A 15,039-nucleotide genomic window follows, 5' to 3' on the forward strand; every position below is an offset into this window, starting at 1 on the left:
TCACATTCGGTATTAAAGGGCGACCAGCGGTCGCCCTTTTTTTGTGCACAATCAATTCCCTGGCCAGCAAAATGCCGCTATGCTCAAACAGACTGGTGCTGGCCGACTCTTGCGTTGTGCGCACCTGTCTACCACGGTAGACATACGACTGTTTATACTCCGGGGTGATCCAGGGCTTGCCCCGGCAAAATCTGATACCGACCAGCCATTACTGGCGGTGTAACGATATCTGCCTGCAGTAAAACTGCACCATCAGGCACAAAGCACACGCTGAAGCGTGGTAACAACATAGCCTTACAAGGAAAAGTGCATGAAACATCTGAAAAAATGGCCTTTGGCAATTGCAGTAACCTCCGCCCTCGCCCTGACTGGCTGCCTTGGCGGCGGCGGCGGTGGTGGTGGTGGTGGTGGCAGCACTACCCCTCCAACAGCATCCACCAGTTCTGTTGAGGGTACCGTTGCCAAGGGCATTGTGCTGGATGGTGTGGTCAAGGCCTGGACCCTTGATAACGCCGGTGAGAAGCTGAGCGCTGTCGCTGAAACCACCACCAGCGCTACCAATGGCAGCTATAGCCTGACGGGCCTGCCGCAAAACACCCCGCTTCTGATCGAGGTCACCAGCAAGGATGGCACGCTGATTCGTTGTGACCTCGCGATCTGTGTGCCCGCGAGTGACGGCAAGGAAGCAATCGTTTTTGGCGACAATTTCGAAGCCCCTGAAGACTTCAAACTGCTTGCCATTACCCCCGGCGTCAGCTCCAGCGAGGCGTCAATTTATCCCTCCTCGCTGACCAGCATTGCCGCAAACCTTGCTCTGAGCAATCTGAAAAATGGTCTTGCCACTGAAGGCCCGGCAGCTGCAGCGCTGGCCAGCAACGCCCAGATTTCCAACCGTTTTGGCTTTAACGATGCATCCCTGCTGGGCGTGAAAGTGATCGACATCACAAACCCCGAAGCCGTCGCTGCAGCCGACAAAAAAAGCCTGCAATACAGCCTGCTAACAGCCGCAGTGGCCCAGGCCCCGGGCAAGAACATGCTGGAAGCACTCGCGGCCTTTACTGACAGCTATGTGGAAACGGGCCTCGCTGACACAGGCTCTGCCACCTCGCTTGACGAAATCCTCAAGGCCGCCGCCGCGCTGGTTGCTGAAATTGAGAAGGTTGCCGCAGAAGCAAACATTGAACTGCCAGCCAGCCTGAATGAAGTCAAAACTGAAATAGATAATACAGCCACCGACAAGACCGAAAATGGCTCTACCGAGCCCAGCCAGGGTACCGCGCCACCGAACCTGGGCTCGACAGGACTGGTTGCTACCAAGCAGTTTGTCCAGCAGGTTCGTGACCTCAGCAACCTGGCCGTTCTGGAAGAAAATGCCCAAGCCTTTGCCGATCAGGTGGAGCTGGTTGGCGAACTGAACAACGATGACATCCGTGTTGTCACCAAGGCCACTGGCAACGCGCTGGGTGCCATTGCCACCTTTGCCGAGCAGGTGGGCAGCGAAGAAACCACAGCCACCAGCCTTGAAATCGCCGGGCTGACAGTCACCCGCAGCGGCAATGCCTACAGCGTCAAGCAAACCGTCACTGTGCAACTTGAAGACGATCTGGGCGTGCGTGACGTTCCTGTCACTATCGACCTGACTGCCAACGTGGTCTACGTCTACGACATCGAAGAACAGGAAAGCTACGAAGACAACTCGGGCAGCTGGTCTGAGCAGGGAACCATCAGTCTGGATGCTACGGTGCAGGGCAGCGTCAGCAGCAACAAGGTCAGCCTGACCGTCAAGCCTGGCTCCAAGCTCAAGGGCTCCGTTGAGGTGGACGGCGAAGATCAGTGGAGCAGTGAATATGACTATAACGACACTGGCTCAAGCAGTAGCTATCAGGATACCGAGAGATTCAACAGCACCTGGCGCAGTTTAGATACACTGCTGGACGTAGCGCTTGTAGCTGACAGCGTGACCTTCATTGGCAAGCTAGAGCTGGATGTAGATACCTTGCTATTCAATAGTTCGTACTCAGCGAATGGCGACTGGAACGACAACTTTACAACAGGTTCATGGTCTGGCGAATACAGCGAACGCGACATCTGGAATGCCAGCACCAACCGTCTGGGCCTTGGCCTGTCCGGCACCCTGTCCAATGCCACCAACGAGCTCAAGGCCACAGCCCGGTTCAACATTGCCAATGCAGGCTATGGCTGTGACAAGTCGTTTGACTATTCATACTCCAATACCAGCGACTTCTGGTATGACAGCGAAGTCTGCAAGTGGTCCCAATACGGCAGCAGCGCACCGGTAGCCAACCTGGCAATTACCTTCGATCTGAATATGCAGGGCAGCTCGCCAATCAAGGTGACCCTGAATGCCGTCAATGACGGACTCAACAGCTTTACCGGTGACGCCAAGCTTGCCTATGAGAACGGCATGGCGCTGGAGCTGAAGTACCTCGGCAAGGATGCACAGGGCAGCAAAACCGCTACTCTGGGCAACCATAACGGTGTGCTGATGACCCTGACCGAAAAAGCCGACCGCAGCCAGTCGGGCATCATCGCCCAGAGCGGTAAGCAGTTCGCTACGGTTGACAACGCTACCGGTGCCATTCGCATCCGTTACAGCGATGGCAGCTTCGAGATGTACTGAGTGTGGCAGGCCTCCTGGGGCCTACCCGCACAGTAACGCTTGAGTCAGGGGGGAGGCTTTGCCTCCCCCTTGCCGTGTCCAACCCCACAGGAAACCGATCATGCAACACCCCATTCGCCTGTCGCTGGCCATCGCCCTGCTGGCGGCCAGCCATGCCCAGGCTGACAACCGCTTTGAGACCCGATCCAGCCTGCACAGCATCAGCTATAGCGACATTGCGCCGATCAAGCAGGTGATAGACGGCCTCAAGGGCAAACCGATCAACGCCGGTGACTTTGCCTTCACCCATAACCAGTTCGAGATCAGTCAGCACTGGAACAACTGGGAGTTCGCTGCCTTCTGGCGCTACGACTACTATCTGGAGTTCGACAAGGACACCGCGCAGCTGATCTATCTGGACAAGAACCGCCAACCTTACCAGGAAGGCAAGGTTTACAAGGTTGAGCTGGATGCCAATCACCTGCGCTCGCAAGGTCTGGGCATAGGTTATGTGTTCAATATCCGCCCCGGCCTCGATCTGCGCACACGCGCCAACTACCTTAGCGCCACAGAAATGCAGGATGGCAGCCTGCGCGGTGCCGTGGCAACCGAAGCAGGCAATTACAGCGGCCAGTTGGATCTTGATTACAACTATTCGGAAGACAAGCTGCTCAAGCGTGCCAAGCAGTCGGTGAAAGGTCGCGGCTGGAGCCTGGATCTGGATCTGGACTGGCAAATCAACTCGCAGCTGAATGCCTGGCTGCACGGTAGGGACCTGTATTCAGCAATCCGCTGGAACAACCTCACCTATACCGTTGCCGATGCCACCACAGACCGCGCCAGCTACAACCCGGACGGCACCATCAGCTTCCGTCCTGCGGTAAGCGGGTTTGAGGGCTACCGTGACCACACCCAGCGCTTGCCCGCACGCTACACCCTTGGCAGCAGCTATCGAATGGCACCCGAGTGGAGTCTTACTGGCGAGATTTTCTCCTACGACGAACACCTGTTCCCACGTGCCGCGCTGAACTGGCACCTGAAGCACGCGACCCTGCAAGCCAGCTATGATTTTGGCGCAGACGCATTCGGACTTGGCGTCAACAGCAAATACCTGCAGGTGCTGCTGCGTGCCGATGACACCGACTACCAGAAAGCCAAAGCCCTGCAATTGCACATTGCCGGACAAATCCGTTACTAGCCCGGTGCTGCACGCCTTGAACCTACACGGATCAAGGCGTGCAGCTATGTGACCGACACTGAAAAGGCTTACTGACCAGCACCCTCATGCATCTGGAATTGCTCCATCATGCCTTTGAGCATGTTGCCGAGCATTTCCTGCTGGGCCTCCAGCATCGCACTGCAGACGTCGCTGGGCTTGCCCTGCATCATCTCTTTCGTGCATTGCTCGGCGTACTTTTCCATCAGCTCGGGCTTGTCGATAAAGTCCTGCTTGGTCGGCTCTCCACCGCAGGCGGCAAGCAGCAGCGCGGGGACAGCAATCAGGGCGATTTTCTTCAGCATGCGTAGGCTTCCTTGTTGTGATTTATCTGCGCTCCTGCAAGCGCGCCAAAAGTGTTGCAGCTTTATACAGAAAAGACCAGTAAGCCGGCCTGTAGCTGCGCTACCGTTCGCGCGACTGCTGCAGCCTACTTGGTCAGTATCAGCTTGTTCTGCCGGGTCAGGCGCAGGCAGTAGTAACTGCCGTTATGCTCAATCAGCAGCTCGTTGCGCTCACCCAGCAGGCTGCGCAGCGGCAGACAGCGGGGTGGGCTGATGCTGTGGGCTGGTAGTGCGCAGTGCTCTGTGCGCAGGGGGTGGTTGTGCATGGGTTGCTCCTTGCCTTTATTCCGGGACATAGATCATTGAGCCGTCCTGCAGGCGGTAGGCGATGCCGGCGCGGGCGCCCTCACCTTCACCGATTTCTCCGCTGGCGGTGTAATGCTCAAGGGTTTCACCCTGTTTGATGAGGATTTCCATGTTGGCCTGGCCGGGGTTCTTGATCAGGGTGAAGTCTTCCTGGGTGAACGGACTGACCGGGTTGTTGGCCACTGCCAGCAACAGGGCAGCGATGATCACCAGGAATACGTCGATCAGGTTGACCACCGACAGAATCGGGTCATCGGCTTCGGCTTCTTCAAGCAGGCGCAGGCTCATCAGGCGGTCTCCGTGACCAGATCATGGGCAGCATCCGGCAGGCCAGCCGCAAGCGGCGCTGTGTTTGATGCGCCGCGCTGGGCCTGTTCGATCATCACCAGTTCCTCGGCATACCAGCGGCGGCGCACATTAACCACCCAGTAGGTCAGCGAGGCGGCGACCAGCGACAGAATCACTGCCGAGAAGGCGACCGTGAGGTGATCGCTGACCTGCGCCAGCTGGCCATCTGCAAGGGATTTGATTGCTGGCCCCATGGGAATCATGGTGGCTACCAGACCGAGCATGGGGGTCACCCGGGTAACGATGCGCGGCGCTTCAAGGCGCTTGAAAGCCAGGGCTTCCAGCTCGACCGCGCTCATCTGCGGACTGGTCTGCCAACTGGCCAGCAGGTCGTAGGCGGCCGGTAGTTGCTGGCGACGCTGGCGGCTTTGCCAGAGAAAGGCGCCAACCGCGTAGAAGGCATAGAAAAACATCAGCAGTACTGCCAGCAACACCGGCAGCATGAACAACTGACTGGCACTGTAGAGCGCCGATTCGATCAGGTATTGGATGGTCATTAGATTATTGGCTCCGTGAAGTGAAAAGAGGGCTTGTGCCCTGGCGAGACTGGCGCACGGCGCCAGCGGCCAGTGCCAGCAGCATCAGCAACATGGCCAGCAAGGGCGTTGCGTCAAGCGGCTGAGGGTCGGCCTGTGCGGCTTCGGCCTGGGGCTGCAGTCGCTGACCTTGCACCCTCTGCAATTCGGCCTGACTGCCCGCCACTGCCTCTGCGGTACTGTCAGGCTGCCAGGCCGCTGGCTGCAGGCCATAGCCGGCCGCCGCAGCACCGACGAACTGGTTGAAACGCGGATTGTCGCTGCGCACATCGAAGCGCTCGGCAAGCGCCTGCCAACGCTCTGCCAGTTGCTGCAGGGTGTCAGCATCGGTTGACCAGTATTCCTTGCGGGCGGCCTCCAGCAGGCGTTCGATCATTTGCGCCTGGGCATGCGGGTTGTGCTGTTCAAACCACTGGTTGACATCAAGTTGATATTTGTCATCCACATACACCGCCTTGAACTCTTGCCACTGGTCATCACGCACGGTTTCCGGTGCGGTGACCTGCCAGCCCCAGAGGTTGTTGGCCGTGCCCAGCACTTCCAGCGTGCCGCTGTAGCCCTCCTTTTGCATGCGGCTTATCCAGCCGGGATGGAAGTAGCGGGCGCGCAGGTCGCGGGCGAGAAAGCCGGCGGCGGTTTCCACCCGGGCCTGGGCGCTGTCACGCAAGTTGCTGATGTACAACTGCGGGGAGCTGCCATCCAGGTGGCGAACCGCCAGGCCAATGCCGCCAAGGTACTGGAAGGGATCGTCGGTGGTGAGCATGCCGTACAGGTTGGAGGAGCGTGACAGTATCGCGCCCTGGGTACCGCGCAGGTGCTCGGCATACAGGTTGAGGTCACTCTTCTGGCCCCAGCGCTGGCTATCCGGCCCGTAGGCATATTGCATGCGCTGCAGGTAGAGCTCCGCCAATTTGGCGTCGCCGGCGTGGCGATCCTGACCGCCGTCGTCCGTCTCACCGAAACTGTCGCTGGCCAGGGTGGCATCGTCCAGTCCGGTACCATAGGCACCGGAGGCGGACGAGAAGATCCGGGTGCGCGCAGCCAGGCGTGCTTCGGACAGTTCCCAGCCGGCATCCAGCAACTGCTGTTCGATGCGCTGGCTATTCTGTGCCACGGCGTTGTCGTGTTCATCCAGCAAGGCGGCCTGCTCGGCGGCCTGGGCCAGCCAGTGCATGACGTTGGGGAAATGATCGCGATACAGACCGGTGGCGGAAATCACCGTATCCACCCGTGGCCGGCCGAGCGCCTGACGCTCGATGGCGCGAATGCCGACCACCCGTCCGCCAGCGTCCCACTGCGGCTCAAAACCGAGCAGGGCAAACACCTGCGCCTCAAGAATGCCGAAATGCCGCATGGTTTCCACTGACCAGAGCGAGAAGGCCAGCTTTTGCGGGTATTCACCGTGGCTCTCCAGGTGGGTCTGCAGCAGCCGTTCGGCGGCCTGGCGTCCGGCTTCCCAGGCCTGCGGGGTGGGAATGCGCGACGGATCGAAACCATACAGGTTGCGTCCGGTCGGCAGACTGTCCGGGTTCTTGATCGGGTCGCCACCATAGGACACCGGCAGGTGTCGCCCCTGCAGGCCCGTCAGCAGGCCGGCAATTTCGCGGTTGTCGCCCAACAGTTGCCACCAGTCGCGCGCCTGCGTCAGCAGCGCAGCCATGTCGTCATCGCCAGTCCAGGGCTCGGCGTTGCGCACATGCCGGTCCAGCAGTTGCCAGGCCGGGGTCTGCTGGATTTTCTGGTAGTCGTCCACCAGTTGTTCTTCCGGGCCCTCGGGATCAAGCTGTTCCAGCAGGGGCCGCCCGAGCATTTGCAACAATGTCAGCAGTCGCAAGTCGGGCTCCGATGGCTGGCCGAAGGTCGCCAGTCCAAGTGGCTGGTTGTCCAGCGCCAGCTCGTGCACATGATCATGCAGCTGCTCGGCAAAATGGCCGAATTCAGCACGGGCCTGCGCCTCAGTAACACCCATGTCCAGATGCAGGTTCTCGGCTACTACATGCCGGATGATGTCGGTTGCCGTGACGTCACGCACCTCGCCTTCGGTCATCTGCATCCAGTCATGCAGCAGGTCATGGATCTCCACCAGAGTGCCGTGCAAACCGGCCGGGGAGAAGGCCGGGGTGTTGTGGCTGATGGTGACGGCCCGACCACGGCGCTTGGTCTGCAGTGCTTCACCGATGTTGTCGACGATATAGGGGTAGAGAACCGGCACATCGCCCACCGTCAGGTAGGGGTAGTCGAGCACGTCCAGCCCACGTTCCTTGCCTGGCTGCCATTCATAGGTGCCGTGGGTGCCGAAATGGATCAGTGCGTCGCTGGCAAAGCTTTCGCGCGCCCACAGGTAGCCGGCCAGGTAGCTGTGTGAGGGGGGCGTGCGGGTGTCATGGTAAAGCGCCCGCTCACGATCCTGTTCGGCTTCACCGCGCGGCAGCTGCGGCAGTATTGCCAGCTGCCCGAGTTGCAGGCGCGGGATGGCAAAGAATGCCTCTGCGCCGTCGCGCAGTAACAGGCCGGCCTGCTCCGGCGGCCCCCAGCGTCCGGTGATGTCATCCTGCAGGCCCTGCGGTAGTTGCCCGAACCAGTCCAGATAGTCCTGCAAGGGCAAGCGTGCGGCCACCTGTGGGTCAAGCAGGTCGGCACGGCGGTCATCGCGGTACAAGGGACCAAGCAGACGGGTCAGGCTGTCGATCAATTGCTGTTCGTCACGGCCTTCCACCTCGTAGCCAGCCTCAGCCAACGCTGGCAACAGCCGCTCCAGGCTGCGCGGCACGTTGAGGAAGGAGGCACCCAGGTTTTTTTCGCCGGGCGGGTAGTTGTAGAAGAACAATGCCAGGCGCTTTTGCCCGTTCGGCAGTTGCTGCAGGCGCGCCAGTCGCATGGCCTTGTTGCTGACAGCTGACAACTGCCGGTCAATCGCCAGCATTTCACCGTCAGATTGGCGCACGGCGGCAAATACCAGCGGGTCGATCAGCCCGGCATATTCCGGTTGCGCCAGATAGAAGGGTATATCCTGCGTTGGCAGGCCCACCGCATCCTGCTCCCAGTCCTGTTGCTCGCCACGCCGGTAAGTCAGTGCCTGCAGTACCGGCAGACCCAGTTCCTCGAACTCGCTACGACGTCCTTCGGCGTTAAGCATGATCTGCATGCTGATCAGCACATTGGCGCGCAGCTGCTGATCAACCATCAGCAGCTGCTGGATCTCACCCTGGGCCAGTGTGGCACTGTACAGGCCTACGGCAATTGCGCCGCCCTGCTCAAGCCTGTGCAACAGGGCGTCGAGGTGTGCGGTCAGGCCGTTGTCCATCGACGCCTTGTGGAACAGCACAACCACCAGCGGGCGTGAATCATCGGCAGCTATACCCTTCCAGTCCAGAAAAGCGGGCAGGTCCGCAAACACATCGCCTGGCAGTTGCGGGTGGTAGAGTGCAGCCGAGGGAAATTCGCGCAGCACCGGGCAGCTGTCAGCTTCCTCCGGCGTCTGTGCGGCCAGGCGGCAGAAGAAGCCCCGGTAGTTATGCTCGCCGCCCTGTCGGTAGTACTGCTCCAGAACAGCTATGCGCTGCGCATCCAGCCCCTCACCGCGACTGCCATCAGCCCGCAACCACAGCCATGGCTGCTGCAGCTGCGGTAAAAGCGGTTGCAGATGCTGCTGGGCAGCGGCCAGCGCAGGGCCGTAGGGCGCATCAACCACAATCAGATCGTGGGTCAGTTGTTCAGGCTGCAGTGGGCCATATTCCTCACGATCAAGAAACCGGTACTCCAGCTCGAAACCCGCTTCAGCCGCCAGCGGCACCATGTGCTCGAACTTGCCCGGCTGTACCGGTGCCACACCCAGCATCAGCACGCGTTGCGCGGCCTGTGCCGGCAGTGCCGGCAGCAGGCAACAGCACAACAGCGCAACCACCAGACGTGCCTGTTGCTTCCAGTGGCGCATCAGAAGCTCGCCTCCAGTCCCAGCCAGAGGGTGCGACTCTCTTCCGCGTAGCCAAACAGATCGGACTTGTCTTCCAGACGCAGATCTGTGGCGTTGCGCACACCGGCACGCAGTATCAGCCCATGGTCAAACCGGTAGCTGCCACCCAGATTGACCAGGTTGTACTCGGGTGCCCGTTTGAGCGCTCCGGCACTGTTCTTGAGCGTCTGGTTGCCGACATGCTCCCATTCCAGCCGGGCTTGCCAGGGCCCCTGCTGCCATTCCAGCGAGGGCATGGCGCTGAATTCCGCGCGTCCGGTCAGCTTCTCGTCAGTATCACGGTCCCTGGCATCCAGGAAGGTCAGGCTGCTGGCCACGGCAAAACCGGCTCCCAGTTCACGCCGCAGCTGGATTTCCAGTCCGTCAATCCGGGCCCTGGAAATGTTGTCGTACTGATAGATGGCACGCGTGCCTTCGCGGCGCAACAGGTTGGTATAGATCAGATCCTTGATCTCATTACGAAACACGGTCGCTGTATACAGGCTGCGAGCATCGCGCCAGTCAGCACCGATTTCAAAGGATCGACTGGTCTCCGGTTTGACGTCGGCATTACCAAGGAAGCTGTGCGGCCCCTCGGCGCCGACATAATTCGGAGAGATCTGCTTCAGCGTTGGCGCGCGGAAGGCTTCGCCATAACCGCCCTTGATTACCAGTTGCGGACTGGCACGCCAGACCAGATAGGCGCGCGGGCTGGTTTCGCTACCAAAGATGCCGTGCCGGTCCAGGCGGGCTCCCAGGGTCATGGCCCAATCATCGGCCAGCAGCACTTCGTCCTGCAGATACAGCGCCTTGTGCGTAACACTGTCTGAGCCACCTTCAAGGCCAGCATTTTCCAGAAACTCATCACGCTGCTCGGCCCCCACTATCAGCGACTGACGCTCTCCCAGATCGAAGCCGACATGACCGTCCCAGACCTTGTCTCGCAGCATTTGCGGGCGAGTCGGTGCCACATTGTTGGTACGGCTGTTGCTGACGTCCAGCTCCGCTTCGCTGTAGCGCAGCTCTGAGCGCAATGCCGTCCAGTCGGCCTGCCAGGTCAACGCATCCTGTCGGCGCTCGAGGTCGTAGGTATCGAGAAAGTAGGGCTGGCCCGGCAGCCGCACATTCTGCGAATGCCGGCGGCGTTTCTCATCGGTACGCAGCACATCCAGCTGCAGCCGCTGGTTGTCCGTAGGGTTGAAGCCCAGCCGCAGCGTAGCGCTCTGACGGTCCTGCCCTTCAATATCGCTAAGCCGGGTATTTTCCGGTCGCGGTGTTGGCGAGCGACGCTGGTCTTCCACACCCAATGCCAGGTCAAATGCGCCGCCCAGCGGCCCGGCCAGATGCGCCGACATCTGATGCCCCTCTGCCGCCGCCCCCTCACCCAGGTCGCCACGCAGGCTCAGGCTGCCATGCCACTGCGGAGCACCCTTGCGGGTAATGATGTTGATCACGCCGCCGACCGCTTCCGAGCCATACAGTGCCGACATCGGGCCACGCACCACCTCAATCCGCTCGATCTGATCCATCGCCACCCAACCATACTGGTAGTCAGAATGACCAATGGTGTCGTCCGAGGCGCTGATGCGCCGGCCATCGATCAGGATCAACGTGTGGCGGTCCTGGGCACCACGGATGCTCAGGGTCTTGCGGCCACCCACCTGGCGCCCGTTAAGGGTCAGACCGGGAATACCCCGCAGTGCCTCCAACAAATTACTGGCGCCACGGGCGCGGATTTGTTCCGCCGTGATCACCGTCATGCTTGCCGGCGCTTCAGCCAGACTGTGGCTGGTACGTGATGCTGTCACCACGGTGGGGTTCAGTTCGGTTACTGGGGCCGCCTGGGCCGCAGAGGCCATCAGACAGGCCAGGGTCAATGCCGGCGTTCGCATATACATCCTCACGATGAGTCGTTTGCGGCTGGCTTGGGCGGCGCCCTGGCTGGCGATGGGTGCGCGACAGCAAGTGTCGACACAGGTTCAATATCGGGACGGGATATTAAATACAATCATTCTCATTTGCAATGAGAAAAAACACTCTGAATGCGTCATTTTGACGCAACAAAAAACCCGCTGACGTTACCGTTCAGCGGGTTTCTTATGGGTGCCGGAATCAGCTCTTGCTAGCGCGCTTGCGCTGATTCTCGTCGAGGATCTTCTTGCGCAGGCGGATCGACTTGGGCGTCACTTCGACCAGTTCGTCGTCGGCAATAAATTCCAGCGCCTGCTCCAGGGTGAACTTGATCGGCGGCACCAGGGCGATGACTTCATCCTTGCCGGAGGCGCGCATGTTGTCGAGTTTCTTGCCCTTGGTGGGGTTAATCACCAGGTCGTTGTCGCGGGTATGAATGCCTGCCAGCTGACCTTCGTAAATATCCTGGCCCGGCTCGAGGAACAGCTTGCCACGTGCCTGCAGGGTTTCCAGCGAATAGGTCAGCGCGGTGCCGGTGGCCATCGAGACCAGTACGCCGTTCTGCCGGCTGGTCACTTCACCGGCCTTGATCGGGCCATAGTGGCTGAAAGTGCTGGTAAGGATGCCGGTGCCCGAGGTCAGGGTCAGGAAGTTGTTACGGAAGCCGATCAGGCCGCGCGCCGGAATGGTGTATTCCAGGCGGATACGACCCTTGCCGTCGGGGATCATGTTGGTCAGATCGCCCTTGCGCAGGCCCATCTGCTCCATGATCGGCCCCTGATGCTGCTCTTCGATGTCGATGGTGACGTTTTCGTAGGGCTCCTGCTTCTCGCCGTCGACTTCGATGATCACCACTTCCGGACGGCCGACGGCCATCTCGAAGCCTTCACGGCGCATGGTTTCGATGAGTACCGACAGGTGCAGCTCACCACGACCGGAAACCTTGAACTTGTCCGGGCTGCCGGTATCTTCGACGCGCAGGGCAACGTTGTGCAGCAGCTCCTTCTCCAGACGCTCCTTGATGTTGCGGCTGGTGACAAACTTGCCTTCCTTGCCGGCGAACGGCGAGTCGTTGACCTGGAAGGTCATGCTCACGGTCGGCTGGTCAACGGTCAGGGCCGGCAGGGCTTCGACCGCACTCTGATCACACAGGGTGTCGGAGATGTACAGCTCGTCCATACCGCTGACACAGACGATATCGCCGGCTTCGGCTTCCTGCACTTCGACGCGCTGCAGACCGGAGTGACCCATGATCTTGAGGATGCGGCCGTTGCGCTTCTTGCCATCGGCGCCGATCGCGGTGACCGGCGAGTTGGCGGTGATGCGGCCACGAGCGATACGACCGATACCGATCACGCCAAGGAAGCTGTTGTAGTCAAGCTGGGAAATCTGCATCTGGAACGGGCCATCCAGATCGACGCTGGGCGCCGGCACATGGTCGACGATGGCCTGAAACAGCGCATCCATATTGTCGTCCATGGCTTCGTGATCAAGGCCGGCAATGCCGTTCAGGGCGCTGGCGTAGACAATCGGAAAGTCCAGCTGCTCGTCAGTGGCGCCGAGGTTGTCGAACAGGTCGAAGATCTGATCTACCACCCAGTCCGGACGAGCGCCGGGGCGGTCAATCTTGTTAATCACCACGATCGGACGCAGGCCGGCCTTGAAGGCCTTCTGGGTAACGAAGCGGGTCTGCGGCATCGGGCCGTCCTGGGCGTCAACCACCAGCAGCACCGAGTCGACCATCGACATCACGCGCTCTACTTCGCCACCAAAGTCGGCGTGGCCGGGGGTGTCAACGATGTTGATGTTGTAGCCGTTCCACTTCAGAGCGGTGTTCTTCGCCAGGATGGTAATGCCGCGTTCCTTTTCCTGGTCGTTGGAGTCCATCACCCGCTCGCCTTCGGCTTCCTTGCGGTCCAGGGTGCCCGACAATCTGAGCAGCTTGTCGACCAGCGTGGTCTTGCCGTGGTCAACGTGGGCGATAATGGCGATGTTGCGCAGATTCTCAATCACTATGATGGTCCTGATGGCGCGGCCGACGGCCGGCGGTCTGAAAAAAGAGGTTGGGCATTATACAGATCAATGCGTGACAGTGTGTGTTTTTTGTGCAAGTGACGTCAGCCCTTGCGCAACACCCGCACATTCAGGTGCCCGCTATCCAGCAGATTTTGTGCGTGCATGCGGCTCATCAGACCACGATCACAATACAGCAGGTACATGCGCGCCGGGTCCAGTTCGGCAAACCGGCGCGACAGCTCAAAGAACGGAATGCAGCGCACTTCAATACCTTCCAGCCGCAGGGGAGCGGCCTCCTGCTCGTCCGGGGTGCGGATGTCGAGAACGATCTGTCCGGTCAGCGGCTGCTCGACCACTTCTATGTCAGTGCCGGCTTCCAGCTGCAGATCGCGGCAGTCGGTGATGGTGACCCGTTGCAGTGCAGCCTCCAGCACGCTGAAATCAAACGCCGCTTCGGCCTCCTCGACACGCGCCACTGTGGTGCGGATTGCCGGACTGACTGAAATGATGCCGCAGTATTCGGGAATCGCCGTGCACATCTGCTCCATGCCGATGGCGCGCACGGTGTCGATGATCTCGCGCTTGCTGGTGGCGATCAGCGGGCGCAGCACCAGCCGCTCGCAGGCCTTGTCGATAACCGCCAGGTTAGGCAGCGTCTGGCTGGCCACCTGGGCAATCGCCTCGCCGGTAACCAGTGCGTCCATGTTCAGCCGCCAGGCAATGCGGTCGGCCACGCGCAGCATCATGCGCTTGAGCACCACCCCCATCTGGCTGTTGTCGACATTCTTCAGAATTTCGCCAACCACTTCCTCGAACGGCACACTGATAAAACGCAGGCGATGGCTGGCGGCATAGCGCTGCCACAGCTCATGAGCGATCTGCCGCACGCCGATCTCATGGGCGCGCCCACCCAGATTGAAGAATACGAAGTGGGGCAGCAGGCCGCGCTGCAGCATGCGGTAGCTGGCCACGGTGGAATCGAACCCGCCGGACATCAGGCTCAGTACCGGTTCCATGGTGCCCAGCGGGAAGCCACCCATGCCCTCGTGGCGGGTCTCGATCAGAAATACCCGCTGCTCGCGAATCTCCACATTGACCACTACCTCCGGCTGCTTCAGCGAGATGCCGGCGGCACCACAGCGCTGGCGCAACTGGCTGCCGAGGTAGGCAGCCACTTCCGGCGAGCTGAACGGGTGATCACGGCCGACACGCTTGCAACGCACGGCAAATACCTTGCCACGCACCTGCTCGCCAAACTGCGCAACACACAGCTCGGCCAGATCGTCCAGCGTGGTCAGCGGGTATTCGTGCACTTCGTGAATATGCGAGATACCGGGGGTGTTGCACAGCCGCTTGATCACCGCGGCCTGGCGCTGAGGGTCATCGCCGGTTTGCACCTCCAGGCTGTCCCATGTGCCATTCACCCGCGCCTCGGGGTCAATCGGCTGCAGTAAGGCCTTGAGATTGACCTTCAGCTGCTTGACGAAGCGCTTGCGCACCTGTGGGGTCTTGATGGTGATTTCGGAGAAGAACTTGATGATCAGTTTCATGGTGGGCAACGGGCTGCGCAAAAGCGGCGCATTATAACGGCACCAGACCGGTGCTGACGAATCCCCCTGATAGCCGGCAGAGACTATGAAAAGCCGGCCGGCAGGGTATGATGCGCATTGATTTGGTGCACGCTGCCCACCGACTGCACCATTATGGATCTGTCGCACGGTTGAAGTGCCCGCCCGCAAGGCAGCCAAACCGCCAGACAGCGCTGTTTCAGGCATGCAAAACACTCTGGC

10 protein-coding genes are annotated in these 15,039 nt (G+C 60.3%); 2 read left to right on the forward strand and 8 right to left on the reverse strand.

The genetic code is table 11. The annotated features are described in order from the left end of the window. The first annotated feature begins 310 nt into the window (after nucleotides 1–310). Together BMZ23_RS08850 and BMZ23_RS08855 are read left to right on the forward strand one after the other, a co-directional pair. Nucleotides 311–2,641, forward strand: a complete 2,331-nt coding sequence (locus tag BMZ23_RS08850) for a hypothetical protein (protein WP_093475676.1) — start codon at nucleotides 311–313, stop codon at nucleotides 2,639–2,641. 100 nt (nucleotides 2,642–2,741) lie between these two features. After that, the gene (locus tag BMZ23_RS08855) at nucleotides 2,742–3,818 is read left to right on the forward strand and encodes a hypothetical protein (RefSeq protein ID WP_093475679.1); all 1,077 of its coding nucleotides are present in this window, start codon (nucleotides 2,742–2,744) and stop codon (nucleotides 3,816–3,818) included. Nucleotides 3,819–3,886: 68 nt separating this feature from the next. Here the strand turns inward: BMZ23_RS08855 and BMZ23_RS08860 are convergent, their stop codons facing one another. The 8 genes from BMZ23_RS08860 to thiI all read right to left on the reverse strand — a co-directional run bounded on the left by BMZ23_RS08860 (nucleotide 3,887) and on the right by thiI (nucleotide 14,799). After that, nucleotides 3,887–4,141 (reverse strand): EexN family lipoprotein, encoded by a 255-nt coding sequence (locus tag BMZ23_RS08860; RefSeq protein WP_093475682.1) that lies wholly within the window; start codon nucleotides 4,139–4,141, stop codon nucleotides 3,887–3,889. A gap of 125 nt (nucleotides 4,142–4,266) precedes the next feature. Continuing rightward, the gene (hemP, locus tag BMZ23_RS08865) at nucleotides 4,267–4,446 is read right to left on the reverse strand and encodes a hemin uptake protein HemP (protein WP_143069579.1); all 180 of its coding nucleotides are present in this window, start codon (nucleotides 4,444–4,446) and stop codon (nucleotides 4,267–4,269) included. Nucleotides 4,447–4,462: 16 nt separating this feature from the next. Further along, nucleotides 4,463–4,768, reverse strand: a complete 306-nt coding sequence (locus tag BMZ23_RS08870) for a DUF2149 domain-containing protein (RefSeq protein ID WP_218143584.1) — start codon at nucleotides 4,766–4,768, stop codon at nucleotides 4,463–4,465. Nucleotides 4,769–4,773: 5 nt separating this feature from the next. Then, nucleotides 4,774–5,331: a MotA/TolQ/ExbB proton channel family protein gene (locus BMZ23_RS08875; protein WP_093475690.1), complete on the reverse strand. Its 558-nt coding sequence runs from the start codon at nucleotides 5,329–5,331 to the stop codon at nucleotides 4,774–4,776. 4 nt (nucleotides 5,332–5,335) lie between these two features. Then, nucleotides 5,336–9,304: a cobaltochelatase subunit CobN gene (gene cobN, locus BMZ23_RS08880; protein WP_093475693.1), complete on the reverse strand. Its 3,969-nt coding sequence runs from the start codon at nucleotides 9,302–9,304 to the stop codon at nucleotides 5,336–5,338. Then, nucleotides 9,304–11,214 (reverse strand): TonB-dependent receptor plug domain-containing protein, encoded by a 1,911-nt coding sequence (locus tag BMZ23_RS08885; RefSeq protein WP_245748167.1) that lies wholly within the window; start codon nucleotides 11,212–11,214, stop codon nucleotides 9,304–9,306. The genes cobN and BMZ23_RS08885 overlap by 1 nt, the downstream gene beginning before the upstream one ends. 220 nt (nucleotides 11,215–11,434) lie before the next feature. Further along, nucleotides 11,435–13,246 carry a translational GTPase TypA gene (gene typA / locus BMZ23_RS08890; RefSeq protein ID WP_093475696.1) on the reverse strand — a complete coding sequence of 604 codons (1,812 nt, stop codon included), beginning with the start codon at nucleotides 13,244–13,246 and terminating at the stop codon, nucleotides 11,435–11,437. A gap of 104 nt (nucleotides 13,247–13,350) precedes the next feature. After that, on the reverse strand, nucleotides 13,351–14,799 hold the full coding sequence (gene thiI, locus BMZ23_RS08895; protein WP_093475699.1) for a tRNA uracil 4-sulfurtransferase ThiI: 1,449 nt from the start codon (nucleotides 14,797–14,799) through the stop codon (nucleotides 13,351–13,353). Nucleotides 14,800–15,039: the final 240 nt, after the last annotated feature.

The sequence above is a fragment of the Halopseudomonas yangmingensis genome (genome assembly GCF_900114825.1).
Classification (GTDB): domain Bacteria; phylum Pseudomonadota; class Gammaproteobacteria; order Pseudomonadales; family Pseudomonadaceae; genus Halopseudomonas; species Halopseudomonas yangmingensis.